The sequence below is a fragment of the Methylobacterium sp. genome (assembly GCF_028290105.1).
In the GTDB taxonomy this organism is placed as follows: Bacteria; Pseudomonadota; Alphaproteobacteria; order Rhizobiales; family Beijerinckiaceae; genus Methylobacterium.
The window spans coordinates 23,504-38,857 of the sequence record NZ_JAQGKL010000040.1 but is presented as its reverse complement, the minus strand read 5'-3'; the positions used below and the strand labels follow the sequence as shown (position 1 = coordinate 38,857).

Here is a 15,354-nt window from a genome sequence, read left to right as displayed (position 1 = left end):
ACCCCCTTCGCGACCCCCCCGAAGGCGGTCGAACTGCCGTCCGGCGCGATGTTCGACCGGGTCAGCCAAGTGATCGACCTCGGCACGTTCGGCGTCGCCAACGTGCACCTCTCGCACGGGCAGGTGCTCAACCGGCGGCAATTGCGCTGCATCGAGCAGAGCCTGCCCGAGCGCGCTGCCGTCATCGGCGACTACAACCTCGTCGGGCCGACCCTGCTGCCGGGGTTTCGCGATGTCGGGCCGCGCCTGCCCACCCACGCCATGGCGCGGGTGGTGCCCCTGCGGCTCGACCGCTGCCTCGTGCGCGGCCTGACCTGCCACGGACGCGGCGTGCTCCCGCGCGGAGACTCGGACCATCGCCCGATCATCGTCCACCTGGCCCCGAGCCTGGAGGTCGTCCATCGCGAAAAGGCGGCGCGGCGCGAGGAGGCGGACCGGCGCGAGGCCCTGGCCGACAAGGCTAGAGGTATGGCAGCAGTAATCGGACGCCTGCGTCGCGCAGCCGAACGGGGAGCCCGCGCCGCGACAACGCCTCGGGGGTGAGGCGGAGGTTCATCTTCTCGCGCATGAACGCGTCGAGGCGCCGCGCCAGATCGGTGTCGTAGACCTCGACGTTGAGCTCGAAGTTCAGCCGGAAGCTGCGCGTGTCCCAGTTGGCGCTGCCGATGAAGCACCAGGCGTCGTCGACGACGAGGAGCTTGGCGTGGTCGAAGGGCGGGTCGTCGAGCCAGATCCGGACATCGCTGCGCAGGAGCGGGTCCACGTGCGCGCGCGTCGCCCAGTCGACGATCGCGTGGTCGCTCGCCATCGGGATGATGACGTCGACCGTGAGCCCCCGGAGCGCCGCGAGCGAGAGCGCGCTGACCAAGACCTCGCTCGGCAGGAAGTAGGGTGTCATCAGGCGGATGCTGCGGGTCGCGCAACTGATCGCCTCCAGCACCACGAGTTCGATCTTGCGCAGGTCCGCGTCCGGGCCCGAGGTGACGACGCGGGCCCGGCTCTCGCCCCGGTGTTCGAGGGCCGGGAACCAGTCCGGTCCCTCGATCTCCTCGTCCGTGACGAAGGCCCAGTCGCTGGCGAAGGCCGCCGTGAGCTGGCCGACCACCGGGCCTTCGATCTGGAAATGCACGTCGCGCACGGGCTCGGGCGGGTTTGCCGCCACCCGGTTCTCGTCGGCGATGTTGATGCCCCCCGTGAAGGCGAGCGTCCCGTCGACGATGAGCAGCTTCTTGTGGGTGCGCAGGTTCAGGAACGGCATCCGCCAGGGCAGCGCGGAGTGCATGAAGCGGCCCACCGGCACGCCCCGGCGCCGCAAGCCCCCATAGATCGTGGCGAAGAAGTAGCCGCTGCCGATGCCGTCCACGAGGACGCGCACGGCGACCCCGCGGTCCCGGGCCGCCTGCAGGGCGTCGAGGAAGGCGCGGCCGGTCGCGTCCTTGCGGAAGATGTAGCTCGACAGGGCGATGGAGCGCCGCGCGCCCGCGATCGCCGCCAGCATCGCCGGATAGACCGCATCGCCGTTGCGCAGGGTCTCGATCCGGTTGCCGGGCCGGAGGGGAAGCGCGGTGATGCGCCCGACGGCGTGATCGAGGGGCCGATAACGCTCCGGCAGGTCGGGTGCGGTGGGCGCCGAGGCACCACCCGCGCGGGCCGGCTGCGAAGGCTTGATGCCGAGCTTGCGCGCCCGGCGCGTGACCCGGTTGACGCCGAGCAACGCGTAGAGCGCACTCCCCAGGAGGGGGGACAGCCAGACCAGGCCGATCCAGCCGATCGCCGCCCCGACTTCGCGCTTGCGCAGCAGCACGTGCACCGTGATGCCGACGGACAGGCTGGCGCTCAGGAGCCAGAAAACCTCGGTCCGGATCGCCGTGAGGCCGGCGATCCATGCCAGCAATGCCTGTTCCAACGCCGTTCCCGCACCTCAGGTGCGCGCGGGATACGCCAAGCTCGGGCGGGGCGCCAATGCACCGGGGTCATGAGCGGGCGTGAAAACGAAAAAAGGGCCCCGGCAGCCGGAGGCGAGGTGCGCGTACATCCGGCGTCACCCCACATCCGGGCACCAAGGCCCTGCGCTCGTCGTGTCCGATCCGCTTGACCGCAGGATGCGCGATCAGGGTTAACGAACCCTGAAGGTCTCGCACCTGTCGGCGAGGCGCGGTCAGTTCGCGCGGCGCGAGAGCGAGATCGCGTAGGCCGGGGAGCGGATCGCGAACATCGGGTCGTCGGCCGGGCCGGCGACGCCCTCGGGCAGGTCGGCGACGGGGTCGAAGGTGGCGCCGTCGCAGGTCGCCGCCGGCTCCAGGGCGGTGATCGCCAGGGTGCCGAGCTTGACCGACTTGCGGCTCTCCTCGGGCCATTGCACGGTCGGGTCACCGGTCGGGTCGCCGGCCTCCCCTAAGATCGCCACGAGGTCGAAGCTCGCGGGGCCTTGCGCCAGGCGCTCCTTCAGCTCGTCGGCGTAGAAGGCGTCGGGCTTGGCCTTCACCTCGTCGTCGGAGAGCCCGAGCTGGCCCGCCACCGCCACGGTCTTCAGCTTGGCGACCGTCGCCTTCCCCTTGGCGTCGGTGAGCGTGTAGGCGTGGACGCCCCAGTAGTCGACGCCGGCAAAGCTCGCCGGGACCGGGCGGGCGTTGAGCCAGGCCGCCTGGCGGGTGGTCTCCGGGTTGGCGTCCCCGAACGCCTTGATCTTGTCGGCATCCGGCTTCCCGTCCGGCCCGGGGGCACGCACGGTGGCGAAGTCGAGAAGCTGCTGCGGCGTCTTCGTGGAGAAGACCGGCGCGGAGATGAACACGAACACCATGTCGCCGGCGGGATCCGCGATCCGCATGGAGAAGCCGCGGGTCACGGGCTTGGCCTTGTCGGAGACCTTCGGGTTGCTGCCACCCATGGAGAACCGCGCCGTCACCGGCAGGGCCTTGGTGAAATGCGGGGCCTTGGACAGGCCCGGCGCCTCGGCGGAGGGGGTGAAGGTGCCCTTCACGCAGGTCCCCTTGGCGCCGCTCGCCCGCACGTTGGGCTGGTTGCCGCCGGCCTTGAACAGGGCGTCCACGATGGCCTGGGTGTCGGCCTGCTGCGCGGAGGCCGCGCCCCCGGCCGCCAGGAACATCAGGGAGGCGGCGGAGAGCTGGGTCAGGCGGGTCGACGTCATAGGCACACTCCGAATCAGGACGACGCTGCCATCGGCAGGCGCGACACACTTCGTTACGATGGCCAGTTTGGAAAGGTTTCACGTTGGGGGCGAACATCGCCCCCCTTCAAGAAGCCGCGAGGGCCGAAGGGAGATGTCCCCTTCGGCTCTCGCTATTGTCTCGGCATGACGGGGCCGGTCCGTCGCGGCAGGCCCCGGAGCGGCGCGTCTACGCGGCCGCTTGGAGGGCCGGAAGCTCCGAATCGAGCGGCATCGGGTTGCCGCCGAGCGCGGCGGCGAGCTTGACGTCGTCGACCTCGCCCTCCCAGCGGGCGACCACGATGCAGGCCACCGCGTTGCCGATGAAGTTGGTGAGCGCGCGGCACTCGGACATGAAGCGGTCCACGCCCAGGATCAGCGCCATGCCGACCACAGGCACGGAGGGCACCACCGCGAGGGTCGCCGCCAGCGTGATGAAGCCCGAACCGGTGACGCCGGCCGCGCCCTTCGAGGACAGCATCGCCACGAGGAGCAGGAGGCCCTGCTCGCCGTAGGTCAGCGGCGTGTCCGTGGCCTGCGCGATGAACAGCGCCGCCATGGTCATGTAGATGTTGGTGCCGTCGAGGTTGAATGAGTAGCCGGTGGGGACCACGAGGCCGACCACGGGCTTCGAGCAGCCGGCCCGCTCCATCTTCTCGAGGAGCGAGGGCAGCGCGGACTCGGACGACGAGGTGCCGAGCACGAGCATCAGCTCCTCCTTGATGTAGCGGATGAGCTTGAGGATCGAGAAGCCGTTGTAGCGGGCCACCAGACCGAGCACGCCGAGCACGAAGATGGCGGAGGTCAGGTAGAAGGCGCCGACGAGGTAGGCGAGGTTGGCGAGCGAGGCGATGCCGTACTTGCCGATGGTGAAGGCCATGGCGCCGAAGGCGCCGATGGGGGCGACCTTCATGATGATGTTGACGACGCCGAAGACGGCCTCCGACAGCACCTTGATGATGTCGAGCACCGGCTTGCCGCGATCGCCCAGGAAGGCGAGGCCGAAGCCGAACAGCACCGAGAAGAACAGCACCTGCAGGATCTCGCCGCCCGCGAAGGCACCCACCGCCGTGGAGGGGATGATGTTCATCAGGAAGTCGGTGATCGTCTGCGTCTTCGCCTTGTCGGCGTACATCGCGATCGACTTCGGATCGAGCGACTTCGGGTCGATGTGCATGCCCGCGCCCGGCTGGACGAGGTTGGCCACGATCAGGCCGACGATGAGCGCCAGCGTCGAGAAGGTGATGAAGTAGATGAGCGCCTTGCCGCCGACGCGGCCGACCTTCTCGAGGTTGGTCATGCCGGCGATGCCGGAGACCACGGTGAGGAAGATCACCGGCGCGATGATCATCTTGACGAGCTTGATGAAAGCGTCGCCGAGCGGCTTCATGTCCGCGCCGACCTGCGGGTAGAAGTGGCCGAGCGCGATGCCGATCGCCACGGCGACCAGGACCTGGAAGTACAGGGTCCTGTAGATCGGCTTGGGCTTGGGCGGCGCGTGGGGCGCGGTGAGCGGCAATGGTACGGTGGCCATGAGGGCGTTCTCCCGGTGGGTCTCTCGAAGGATGTCGGCTCGGGTCGCGGGGATGGCCCCGCTCCCGTCCGTTCTTTGTCGTTGGCCTCGGAGCCTCGGCATTCCCGGATACGGGAGCGTTGGCCCTTCGGCGGGCAGCTCTGCGGGCGATGCAGGGCTGCGTTACGCTCTTGGAATGGCAACCGGCATGCCAGCCGGCGGACGATCGCAGTTTTCTGTTAACCTACTGGAATCAGGGTTGTTTTTCCCGCGATGACGCGCCCTTCCAAAGATCGGCTTGCGGAAATTCGGACACGACCCCGGAATTCCGTCCGGAAACCCGCAGCGACGGGGATCCGATGATTCCGGCCTCCGATCCCGTTGAAGCGCCGGGTGCGGACGCGCAGGGAGCGAACCGCCGGAGCCTCGTGCTCCTGGCGAGCCTCGTCGCGATTCTGCTCGCCGCCTGGGGTGCCGGGCGCGTCGCCGAGCGCTGGGCGCTGGCCGACCTGCGCCGCACGGCGCAAGCCGCCCTCGGGCTCCAGGTCGGGGCCCTGCGGGCCGAGATGCAGAAGCAGGCCTCCCTGCCCCTCGCCCTCGCGGCGGACCCGGAGATCGCCGCCGTGGCGGGCGCGTCGCCGTCGGGCCCCCTCGTCGCGAGCGTCAACCGGCGGCTCGCCCAGGTGGCCGAGGCGACCGGCTCCGCGGTGATCTACGTGATCCGCCCCGACGGCATCACGGTGGCGGCGAGCAATGCGGGGGCGAAGGGCAGCTTCCTCGGACGGGATTACGGCTTCCGCCCCTATTTCCGGCAGGCGATGGGGGCGGGCGCCGGCTCGCAATTCGCGCTCGGCACCGTGAGCGGCCGGGCCGGCCTCTACCTGTCGCGGCGGATCGGAAACGCCGACGGCGTGGTCGTGGTCAAGATCGAGTTCGACGGGGTCGAGGCCGCGTGGCGCAAGTCCGGGGACGGGGTGTTCGTCGCCGATTCCCGAGGCATCGTCCTGGTGGCGAGCGACCCGGACTGGCGCCTCACCACCCTGCGGCGGATCGACGAGGCCGAGCGCCGGCGCATCCGCGAGACCCTGGAATTCGGAGACGCCCCCCTCCCCGACATGCCGCTCTTTCCCATGGCGGGCACCACGGACCTCGTGCGCGTGGGCCAGGGCGCGCAGCCGGCCCGGGTCGCCCTCCTCCTCGACGCGCCGATCCCCGGAACCGAGTGGCGCCTCTCCACCCTCACGCCGCTGGGGCGCACGGTGGAGCGCGAGCGGATCCAGGCCTGGATCATCGCCGCCCTGGTCACGGGGCTCGCCTGCCTCGGCCTGACCGCCCTGGCGGGGCGGGGCCGGCGCAACCGGGAACGCCTCGCCCGCGCCTCGGCGCAGCGCGACGCCCTGGAGGCCCGCGTGCGCGAGCGGACCCTGGAACTCACCGACGCCAACCGGCTCCTGCGCCTCGAAATCGAGGAGCGCCGCCGGGCGGAGGCCGAGCGCGAGCGCCTGGGGCGCGAACTCGCCCAGGCCGGGCGCCTCGCGGCCCTCGGCCAGTTCGCCGCCAGCATGGCCCACGAGATCAACCAGCCGCTCGCCGCCATCCGCTCCTACGCCGACAACGCCGCCATCCTGGTCCAGCGCGGTCGTGGCGCGGAGGCGGCGGAGAACACGATCGCGATCGGGCGCCTCACCGACCGCATCGGCGGCCTCACCCGCCAGTTGAAGGGGTTCGCCCGGCGCGCCTCGCCCAAGCGCGAGCCGGTGGCATTGGCCGGCATCCTGCGCAACGCCCTGGAACTCGTGGAGGCCCGGGCGGCGGCGGCCGGCATCCCGCTCGTCGTGGAGCCGGGCCCTCCGGAACTCCACGTGCTCGGCGACGGACCGCGCCTCGAACAGGTGGTCGTCAACCTGCTCCAGAACGCCCTCGATGCCGTGGGGGGTCGTCCCGAACCCCGCGTCGGCCTGTGCGTCCGGGAGACGGACCCCGGCCGCGTCGCCGTCGAGGTCCGCGACACAGGGCCGGGCCTCTCCGAGGGGCTGCGCGCGCAGGTCTTCGACGCCTTCTTCACCACCAAGTCGGACGGGCTCGGTCTCGGGCTCGCCATCGCGCGCGGAATTGTCGAGGATTGCGGGGGGAGCCTGAATGCCCTGGACAATCCGGGCGGCGGCGCGATCTTCCGCATGGATCTGGCGAAAGCCCCGATCTGCGAACAAGACCCCGCACGGGGGGCCGCCGCGGTGGGGGGACCGGCGCGTGCGCCGCTGGAGGCGACGACGTGAGCGAGACGGGTCTGGGGGCGGTCGCGGCCGAGCGGGTCGTCTTCATCGACGACGAGGCGGATGTCTGCCGCGCCAACCGGCAGAGCCTGGAACTCGACGGCTTCACGGTGGAGACCTTCGGGGCCGCCGGGCCGGCGCTGACCGCGATCCTCGCCGAGCCGCCCGGGCTCGTCATCACGGATGTGCGCCTGCCCGACCTCGACGGCGTCGCGCTGTTTGCGCGCCTGCGGGCGATCGACCCGGAACTGCCGGTGATCCTGATCACCGGCCACGGCGACATCCGCATGGCGGTGGGGGCGATGCGCGACGGCGCCTACGATTTCCTGGCCAAGCCCTACCCGGCCGAGGCCCTGCTCACCTCGGCGCGACGGGCGCTCGAACGCCGCCGCCTCGTTCTAGAGAACCGCCAGCTGCGCGCCCGCCTCGAGGCGGCGCTGGAGGAGGACCCGGCCTTCCTCGGGGTCTCGCCCGAGATCGTGCGCCTGCGCCGGCTCGTGCGCGAGGTGGCGCAGGCGGATGTCGACGTCCTCGTCTTCGGCGAGACCGGCTCGGGCAAGGAGGTGGTGGCGAGCGCCCTGCATCGCTGGGGCCGGCGCGCCAAGCGCAACTTCGTCGCCATGAATTGCGGGGCGCTGCCCGACAGCGTGGTCGAAAGCGAGCTGTTCGGGCACGAGGCCGGCGCCTTCACGGGGGCCCTGAAGCGCCGCGTCGGCCGGATCGAGCACGCGCAGGGCGGCACGCTGTTCCTCGACGAGATCGAGAGCATGCCCCTCGGCCTTCAGGTGAAGATCCTGCGCGTGCTGCAGGAACGGAGCGTGGAGCCGCTCGGCAGCAACGAGACCCTGCCGGTGGACATGCGCGTGGTGGCGGCCACCAAGGTCGATCTCGGCCAGGCCGCCGCGCAGGGCACGTTCCGCGATGACCTGTACCACCGGCTCAACGTCATCACGATCGCCATCCCGCCCCTGCGCGACCGGCGCGAGGACGTGATCCTGCTCTTCCACGAATTCCTGCGCCGGGCCGCCTCGCGCTTCGACCGGGCGGTTCCGGAGATCACGCCGAGCGTGCTCGACCACCTGCGCCGGCACGACTGGCCCGGCAACGTGCGCGAACTCGGACATTTCGCGGAGCGCTACGCCCTCGGCCTGAGCCAGCGCGACCTGTCGACGCCGGAGCCCACGGTCACCGGGACGCTCGCCGAGCAGGTCGACCGCTTCGAGCGGGGTCTGATCCGCGAGGAGCTGATCATGGCCGGGGGCGACGTGCGCCTCGCGGCCGAATCCCTCGGCACCCCGCGAAAGACCCTCTACGACAAGATCGCCCGGCACGGGCTGACGCCGACGGATTACCGCTGAGGCGCCCTACGCGACGGGCGTCCCGCTTGGCGGCAGGTCCTTGATGCGCCAGGCATAGCGCGCGAGGTGCGAGCGGTAGGGCGCGAAGGCCGCGGCGACCGCCGCCGTGTCGGTGAGACCCGTCAGGCGCCGGAGACAGCCGACGGCCGCGACATCGCCGAGCGGCCAGATATCCGGATCGCCGTAGTGGAAGATGCCGATCATGTCGGCGGTCCAGGGGCCAACGCCCTTGATCCGGCAGAGGATGGCGGAGCGTTCCACGTGCGGCAGGGCGGCCAGGGTGGCGTCCAGCATCCCGGCCTCGTCGGCCGCGCGGATGGCCTGGAGCGCGCGGACCTTGGCGCCCGAGAGGCCACAGGCCCGCAAAGTCGCATCATGCTCGTGGACGAAGAAGGCCCAGGGCGTCAGGCCCATCCCGGCGGCGGCGGCCTCGACGCGGGACCAGATCGCGGCTGCCGCGCGTACCGAGAGCTGCTGGTTGACGACCTCGACGCAGAGGCGCTCGGCGACGCTCTGCTGCGGAGGTGGGGGGATCGCAAGCGGTCCGACGCGGGCGATGGCCTCAGCCAGGGTCTCCGACAGACCTTTGGCGATGGCGAGCACGTGGGCGTGTGCACGGTCGTCGATGTCGGGATCGGGCACGTCGCGTTCAGTGAGCGGCAAAGCCGCCCGGCTCCATGTTCGGAGCCGGGCGGCCCTTAGGTCTTAGCGCTCGAGGCGCTCACGACGCTCGAGGCGCTCCTCGCGACGCTCCTGGCGCTCAAGGCGGTCCTCGCGGCGGTCGGGATCGACACCGAGGACGCCGCCCACGGTACCGGTCGCAGCCCCGACGGCACCGCCGACGATGCCGCCCACCGGGCCCGCGGCCCGGTTGCCGTCCTCGATCCCACGCTCGGCGCCGCGCACGGTGCCCTGCGCCTGGGCCGAGCCCATGAGCGCGACGGGAGAGAGGATGAGAGCGGCGGCGATGATGACAGACTTCATGAAAAGGCTCCTGACGTTCGTCCTGAGGGCGCCCCGCTCGCGGGCGGCGAGCCGGGCCGATGTGACGGGACAACGGCCGAGGGCCGGAAAGGTCGCATCGCGCGGGGTTTTTCCGAAACCGGCCGCCGGATCGCCGGTGCCGTACCGATAGGGCCAGGCCGGCGGCCCGGGACCGATTCCGGAACGAAGGATGCGCAACCGCGTCGAATGACGGGACGGGGTGAGCGAGGCGATCAGGATGCGCAAGGGGCCGGCCATCGCAGTGACGACGCTCCTGCTCTGCGGATCGGCGCGGGCGGGCGAACCAATCGATTCCTGGGCGCAGATGCGCGCCGCGCTCGTCGGGTGCTGGACCGTTCCGGCCGGCACGGAGGGCTCGGTGATGGCGTTCCGGTTCCTGTTCGCCCCCGACGGCGGCCTGCGCGGACCGCCCCGCCTGATGGCGCGCATCCTCAAGGGCGACGAGGCCGCCCGCAAGGCCTACGAGGCCTCGGCCTACGCCGCCCTCGACCGCTGCCTGCCCCTCGCCCTGACCCCGCATTTCAAGGCGATCATGGGCGAGACCCTCGTGCAGCTGCGCTTCGTCAACACCCCGCGCGAACCGGCCCTCAACCTCGGCTCCGCCATCACGATCTTCGCCGAAGAGACGCGCCGGCCGTAGATGCCGGTAACGGCGGGCCGTGCGATTTCCCCGACACGCAGACGAAGATCACACCCGTCACCATGGAGCGCGGCTCGTTGTCGAGCGTGGCGAGGGGGTCCTGCTGCTGGCGGACACGAACGCGAACAAGAAGCCCGGCAGACAAACCGAGCGTCGAGGCCCGCACTCAGGCGATGCGCGCGATCCCGGTGCGCGCGGCGCCGTCCGCCTCGCGCACGACCCCGTCCACCGGCAGCCCTTCGGCCTGGAGGCGCCACATCCGCTCGAAGAGGCCGCCCTGCCGGCGCAGGTCCGCGGCGGTGCCGTCCTCCACCACGCGGCCCTGGTCGATGACGAGGATGCGGTCGAAGCTCGTCAGGGTGGAGAGGCGGTGCGCCACCGCGATCACGGTGCGCGCGCGCATGATCCGCACCAGCGCCGCCTGGATCGCCATCTCGGATTCGGTGTCGAGGGCCGAGGTCGCCTCGTCGAGGAGGATGATCGGGGCGTCCTTCAGGAAGGCGCGGGCGATGCCGATGCGCTGGCGCTGGCCACCCGAGAGCTTGGCGCCGCGCTCGCCCACGATGGTGTCGTAGCCCTGGGCCAGGCGCCGGACGAAGCCGTCGCAGGCGGCGGCGCGCGCGGCGGCGAACACCGCGGCGTCGTCGGCCTCGGGCCGCGCGAACCGGATGTTCTCCAAGACGCTGCGATGCAGGAGGCTGATCTCCTGGGGCACCACCGCCAGGGCGTCGCGTAAGGAATCCTGGCGCACGGCGTCGATGGGCATGCCGTCGATGAGGATGGCGCCGCGCTCGACGTCGTGCAGGCGCTGCAGGAGGTGGACCAGGGTCGACTTGCCGGCGCCCGAGGGGCCGACGATGCCGACCTTCTGGCCGGCGGGAATGATCAGGCTGACCTCGTCGAGGGCGCGCCGGCCGGTCCCGTAGGCAAAGCAGACGTTGCGCAGTTCGACCCGCCCGCCCTCGCAGCGCAGGGCGGGGGCGCCCGGCGCGTCGCTCACCGAACGGGGCTTGGCGATGACCGCGAGGGTCTCCTCCACGAAGCCGAATTGCTGGGCCACATCCACCAGCGAGAGGGCCATGTCCTTCGAGCTGTGCAGGATGCGCAGGGTCAGGCTCGCCACCACGACGACGTCGCCCGGGGTGGCCTGCCCCCGGCTCCACAGGGTCGCGGCCCAGGTCAGGATGCCGGCGGCCATCGCCCAGAGGGCGAGGTCGTGGAGGAGGCGCGCGACCTCGAGATACATCCAGCTCCGGCGCTGGGCGGCGGCCTCCGCCTCGAACCCGGTGCGCAGGCGCTCCCACTCGCGCCGCCGGGCCGAGAAGGCCTTGACCGTCCACATGTTGGTGATGGTGTCGATGAGGTCGCCCGCCACCGCCGCCGCCTGTCCCGAATAGGCACGGTGCAGGGGCCGGCCGCGCTCGCCGAACACGATCAGCCCGGCGGTGACCACGACCACGAAGGCCAGCAGGGCCACCGTCAGCGTCCCGTCGATGGTGGAGAAGATGATCACCGCGCCGCCCACATCCACCACCGGCGGGATGATCCGCCAGACCAGGGTGTTGGTGAGCGCCCCGAAATTGCCGGCGGTGGCGGTGATGCGCTGGCCGAGCGAGCCGGCGAGGTTCTCGGCGAAGTAGCGCATCGACTGCGCGCTGAGCTCGTCGAAGAGCTCGAGGCGCAGGTTCACGCCGACGCCCACCGTGACCCGGCAGGCGAGCCAGCCGGTGAGCCGGGCGAGCTCGCTCTCGGCCGCGATCAGCCCGAGGAACAGGAGCAGCACCCCGATGACGGCCGACGCCGCGTCGCCGGGGCGCGCCATCGCGTCGACGAACTGCTTGAGCACGTATTGCTGTCCGACGCCGCAGGCGGCCGAGGCCGTCACCAGGGTGAACAGCAGCGTGAACTGCCAGCGCCAGCGCAGCAGGTGGTGCAGGATGAACCGGCCGGGACCGGACAGGTGCGGGGCGACGGCCGGGGGGGGCCTCATCATCGGACGGCCGTTCGCGAAAAGAGAGCTTGCTGGGAGGGAGCGTCCTGGCGGCACGCATGCCGGGAAGGGGATTGCTCGAAGAGGGCTTGCTGGCGCCGGAGCTCGGCGGCAAACTCGGGGTCGCAGGCCCGCCGCCCGCGCGCGTCGGGGCCGGAGAACAGGCCGACGGCGCAGGGGCGCTCGTTCTCCCAGCCGGGATAGTCGAGGATCGGATAGAGGCAGATCCCGTCCACGGGCACGCCGGCGCCGCGCGCCGCGCGCACCTCCGCGCAGACGTAGTGCAGCCAGGGCGCCCGCGCCGTGCCCTCGGCGCCGGTCTCGGCCACCAGGATCGGGCGCCGATAGCGGGCATGGACCTCCGCCAGCAGGCTGCGCAGGGGCCGGTAGGCGTGGTGCCCGAGGGGGATCGCGCCCCCGCCGAGCACCCATTGGTTGTCCGGGTAGATGTTGACCCCGACGACGTCGAGGCAGTCCGGATGGCCGCCGAGTTCCGGGCACAGGGTCCCGCAGACCATGTCGAGGGCCTCGTACTGCGCGAGGTGATACGCGCGTGCCGCCGCCTCGTCCTCCGGGGGGCCCGCCACCACGTTGATGAGGGGCTCGGCATGCAGGAAGCGCGCCTCCGGTACCACCGCCCGGATGGCTCGCGTGGCCGCGATAGAGGCCCGCACGAGCTGGCGCTTGAGCGCGGTCCCCCGGCCGTGCGCCAGGGGACCGATCCGGCCGACCTCGCCCCCGGCCCAGGCCCAGTAGGACATCTCGTTGACGGTGCAGAAGGCGGGCGGGCCGTCGGTCTCGGCGGCCACCACCCGGGCCGCTTGCGCCGCAAATTCGGCAAAGCGCGCCACGAAGGCGTCCGACCAGATGTCGATGTCGTCGGGCCAGCCGTAATGGCAGAGGTCCCAGATCACCCGCAGGCCGCAGGCGCGCGCCGCCCGCAGCATCGGCCGCGCGCTCGACCAGTCGTAGCGACCGGGGCCAGCCTCGATCCGGTGCCAGCGCAGGCCGTCGCGGGCGCCGGAGAGGTCGTGGGCCAGCAGCGCCGCGTAATCGGCCGCCGCCCAGGTGTCGTGCTCCGTCGCGGCGATCAGGTCGAGGCGCCGCCCGTCGAAGCGGCGGTGGCTCGAACACTCGAAGCCGCCGAGGAACGGCGTCGGGCCGATCGGACCCGACTCAAGCCCGCCGTCAGTGGCCGGCACGGCGCGGGGCCCGCGCTCGTCCTGTCTCATTCCGCGGCCTGCCGGGTGGCGAGCGGGGGCGCGGCGCGGGCCGCGACGAGGAAGCGCTGCAGGGCGCTGGCCCGCGTCGGCATGATCAGGCCGCGCGTGCTGGTCAGGGCGCGGTTGAGGATGGGCGGGCGTGGGGCCGCCACGGACGGAGTGTACCCCCGCAGGGCGCGGGCGACCTCGGCCACGAAGTCGTCGCGGGTCATCGCCCCCCGGTTGACCAGGTGCCAGGGTCCGGCCTCGCCGTCGACGAGGAGATCGAGGGCCGCGTGCGCGAGGTCGGGCAGGTAGCTCAGCGACAGGGTCTCGGGGGCGTGCGGCGCCAGTCCCGGCGCGGCCCCGAGTGCGCCAAGGACGTGCTCGGGGCGGGCGTCGGGATCGGGCGCGTCGAAGACGAGGCCGGTGCGCACGATCAGCGCGTGGGAATGGTGCACGCGGATCTGCGCCTCGGCTTCGGCGGCACTGAAGCCATACCGGCCGTCCGGTCGCACGGGGTCGGTCTCCCAGGCCGGGCGGCCGAGGCTTCCGTCGAAGACGTGGGCGCTCGAGAAGGCGACGAGCGGCACGCCGGCTCGCGCGCAGGCCGCCGCGACGCGCCCGGCCCGGCCGGCATCGACGCGCAACGTCGCGCCGGGATAGCGCCGCACGGCCATGCCGGAATCGAGACCGCTCGCGTCGATCACCGCCCAGGCCCGGCACGCGGCGATCCGCTCGGCGAGCCCGTCCGTGTCGCTGCCATCCGCCGCAACGCCGACTTGGCGCAATCCGCGATCGGCGCCGATGCGGATCAGACCCCGCCCGAGGGCACCGTCTGCCCCCAGGACCAGGATCGGGCGCGCCTCGTCCGGCCCGGTCGCCGTGTGGCTGCCGGGTGGCGCGTAGAGGCGCGACGCCCGGCGCCACCAGCCCGGCGTGTCGAGGACGGGATGGGAGAACCGGCCCGTGGTCGCGAGCGCGCGGGCCGCCTTGGCCAGCGCCGTCTCGCGGGGAGCGGCGGCGCGGATGTCGAAGGCGCCGGGCTCGTAGGTGCCGGCCCGATCGACGAGGAGGCTGTTCCAGTCGACGGCGCCGAGCAGCGACCACAGGGTCACCGCCGCCACCGGCACGCCCTCGGCGCGCACCGCGACGGCCGCGTCCCAGACCTCGGCGAGCCAGCGCAGCTGCTCGTCCCGGCTGCAGCCGTGATGCACCTCCGTCACCGCGAGGGGCCGGCCGTAGCGCTCCCAGGTCTCGGTGAGGCGCGCGGCCGGGCCCGTGACCTCGGCGCAGTGAAGGACCCGGACGGCCTCCACGTCGGCGTAGGGCTGGAGCCCGTTCCCGCCCCGCAGGGTCTCCGGGTAGGCGTTCAGCCCCCCATCGAGGTAGCGCTCGCTGGTGAGGTAGTGGTTGACGCCGATGATGTCGGGGGTGCCCTCGCCGCCGCCCAGCAGCGCCAGGTCCTCCGCCGCGACACCGTTCTCGATCAGGCGCCGGTGCCAGGGATGGTCGGGTCCGATCCGCCCGCACAGGAGGTCGAGGCTGAGCCAGCGCCGCGCGTTCTCGTAATCGGCCTGGGCGGCCAGCGCCGGCGTGCTGAAGGTCCGGCCGATATCCTCGGTCTGGATCAGCCGCGCGCCCGGGGTGATCCGGCGGATCGCCCGCATGGCGAGCACGGTCGCCTTGCACTGGATCACCACCATGCGCAGGAAGGCCGACTCGCTGCGCGCATGCGGATACCAATGGCCGTAGAGCCCGCTGAAGCGGGCCGTGGTCAGGGGCTCGTTGACCGGCGTGAAGCGCGTGAGCCAGGGATAGCGGGCGGCGACACGCCCGGCGTGATCGGCCAGCGACGCGGGCAGTGCCGGATCGAGCAGGTTCGTGTAGCGAGGGCCGCTGCCGTGGTGCAGCAGGCCGGCGATGGGGTCGATGCCGAGGCGGCGCAGGTGCGCGAGCCGCGCATCGTGCCAGGACCAGTCCCGAACGTCCGGGGCGTGCGGTGCCACGGTCTCCCACAGCACCGGGTAGCGCAGGGTGCGCAGGCCCAGCCGCGCCACCGCGTCGAGATCCGCCATCCGCCAGCGGTGCCCGGTCTCGCGCATCTGATCCCGGAACCGGTCCCCGATCCGCGCGACCGTGCATTCGAACCCGCCCCAAAGCTCGAGCGGCGTGCCGGTCACGTCCATGGCACGCGCTTCTGGCGC

12 protein-coding genes are annotated in these 15,354 nt (G+C 72.0%); 4 read left to right on the top strand and 8 right to left on the bottom strand.

All coding sequences use genetic code 11. The features are described from left to right. On the top strand, positions 1-543 hold a 543-nt coding region (locus tag JWQ05_RS03305), incomplete at its 5' end, for an endonuclease/exonuclease/phosphatase family protein (RefSeq protein WP_299654415.1). Here JWQ05_RS03305 and JWQ05_RS03300 read toward each other — a convergent pair. The 3 genes from JWQ05_RS03300 to JWQ05_RS03290 form a co-directional block, all read right to left on the bottom strand. Beyond that, positions 461-1,906 (bottom strand): phosphatidylserine/phosphatidylglycerophosphate/cardiolipin synthase family protein, encoded by a 1,446-nt coding sequence (locus JWQ05_RS03300; protein WP_299654412.1) that lies wholly within the window; start codon positions 1,904-1,906, stop codon positions 461-463. The genes JWQ05_RS03305 and JWQ05_RS03300 overlap by 83 nt on opposite strands. 252 nt (positions 1,907-2,158) lie before the next feature. Then, on the bottom strand, positions 2,159-3,148 hold the full coding sequence (locus JWQ05_RS03295; protein WP_299654409.1) for a catalase family peroxidase: 990 nt from the start codon (positions 3,146-3,148) through the stop codon (positions 2,159-2,161). A gap of 208 nt (positions 3,149-3,356) precedes the next feature. Continuing rightward, positions 3,357-4,700, bottom strand: a complete 1,344-nt coding sequence (locus tag JWQ05_RS03290) for a dicarboxylate/amino acid:cation symporter (protein WP_299654407.1) — start codon at positions 4,698-4,700, stop codon at positions 3,357-3,359. A 338-nt stretch (positions 4,701-5,038) separates the two neighbouring features. Between JWQ05_RS03290 and JWQ05_RS03285 the strand changes: the two genes are divergently transcribed. Further along, positions 5,039-6,955 carry an ATP-binding protein gene (locus tag JWQ05_RS03285; RefSeq protein WP_299654404.1) on the top strand — a complete coding sequence of 639 codons (1,917 nt, stop codon included), beginning with the start codon at positions 5,039-5,041 and terminating at the stop codon, positions 6,953-6,955. Further along, a complete protein-coding gene (locus tag JWQ05_RS03280) occupies positions 6,952-8,310 on the top strand; it encodes a sigma-54 dependent transcriptional regulator (RefSeq protein ID WP_299654401.1) in 1,359 nt (452 codons plus the stop codon). The genes JWQ05_RS03285 and JWQ05_RS03280 overlap by 4 nt, the downstream gene beginning before the upstream one ends. Before the next feature lie 6 nt (positions 8,311-8,316). On the opposite strand, the gene JWQ05_RS03275 is transcribed toward JWQ05_RS03280, so the two are convergent. Both JWQ05_RS03275 and JWQ05_RS03270 read right to left on the bottom strand, forming a co-directional pair. After that, the gene (locus JWQ05_RS03275; protein WP_299654398.1) at positions 8,317-8,952 is read right to left on the bottom strand and encodes a DNA-3-methyladenine glycosylase 2 family protein; all 636 of its coding nucleotides are present in this window, start codon (positions 8,950-8,952) and stop codon (positions 8,317-8,319) included. 63 nt (positions 8,953-9,015) lie between these two features. Beyond that, entirely contained in the window at positions 9,016-9,294 is a 279-nt protein-coding gene (locus tag JWQ05_RS03270; protein ID WP_299654395.1) for a hypothetical protein, read from the bottom strand. A 238-nt stretch (positions 9,295-9,532) separates the two neighbouring features. Here JWQ05_RS03270 and JWQ05_RS03265 point away from each other — a divergent pair, with 238 nt between their 5' ends. Then, positions 9,533-9,955, top strand: a complete 423-nt coding sequence (locus JWQ05_RS03265; RefSeq protein WP_299654392.1) for a hypothetical protein — start codon at positions 9,533-9,535, stop codon at positions 9,953-9,955. A 166-nt stretch (positions 9,956-10,121) separates the two neighbouring features. Here the strand turns inward: JWQ05_RS03265 and JWQ05_RS03260 are convergent, their stop codons facing one another. The 3 genes from JWQ05_RS03260 to JWQ05_RS03250 are packed head-to-tail and all read right to left on the bottom strand — an operon-like array spanning position 10,122 to position 15,336. After that, entirely contained in the window at positions 10,122-11,948 is a 1,827-nt protein-coding gene (locus JWQ05_RS03260) for an ABC transporter ATP-binding protein (RefSeq protein WP_299654389.1), read from the bottom strand. Continuing rightward, complete coding sequence (locus JWQ05_RS03255) at positions 11,945-13,177, bottom strand: beta-glucosidase (RefSeq protein ID WP_299654386.1); 1,233 nt, start codon at positions 13,175-13,177, stop codon at positions 11,945-11,947. The genes JWQ05_RS03260 and JWQ05_RS03255 overlap by 4 nt, the downstream gene beginning before the upstream one ends. Next, positions 13,174-15,336, bottom strand: a complete 2,163-nt coding sequence (locus JWQ05_RS03250; protein ID WP_299654383.1) for a sugar nucleotide-binding protein — start codon at positions 15,334-15,336, stop codon at positions 13,174-13,176. Before JWQ05_RS03250 ends, JWQ05_RS03255 begins: the two co-directional genes overlap by 4 nt. Positions 15,337-15,354 lie beyond the last annotated feature (18 nt).

Excerpts from the sequence above, each read along its gene's own strand:
- JWQ05_RS03265 (WP_299654392.1), top strand. The coding sequence starts at position 9,533 with ATGCGCAAGGGGCCGGCCATCGCAGTGACGACGCTCCTGCTCTGCGGA.
- JWQ05_RS03260 (WP_299654389.1), bottom strand. The coding sequence starts at position 11,948 with ATGATGAGGCCCCCCCCGGCCGTCGCCCCGCACCTGTCCGGTCCCGGC.
- JWQ05_RS03250 (WP_299654383.1), bottom strand. The coding sequence starts at position 15,336 with ATGGACGTGACCGGCACGCCGCTCGAGCTTTGGGGCGGGTTCGAATGC.
- JWQ05_RS03285 (WP_299654404.1), top strand. The coding sequence starts at position 5,039 with ATGATTCCGGCCTCCGATCCCGTTGAAGCGCCGGGTGCGGACGCGCAG.
- JWQ05_RS03295 (WP_299654409.1), bottom strand. The coding sequence starts at position 3,148 with ATGACGTCGACCCGCCTGACCCAGCTCTCCGCCGCCTCCCTGATGTTC.
- JWQ05_RS03270 (WP_299654395.1), bottom strand. The coding sequence starts at position 9,294 with ATGAAGTCTGTCATCATCGCCGCCGCTCTCATCCTCTCTCCCGTCGCG.
- JWQ05_RS03290 (WP_299654407.1), bottom strand. The coding sequence starts at position 4,700 with ATGGCCACCGTACCATTGCCGCTCACCGCGCCCCACGCGCCGCCCAAG.
- JWQ05_RS03255 (WP_299654386.1), bottom strand. The coding sequence starts at position 13,177 with ATGAGACAGGACGAGCGCGGGCCCCGCGCCGTGCCGGCCACTGACGGC.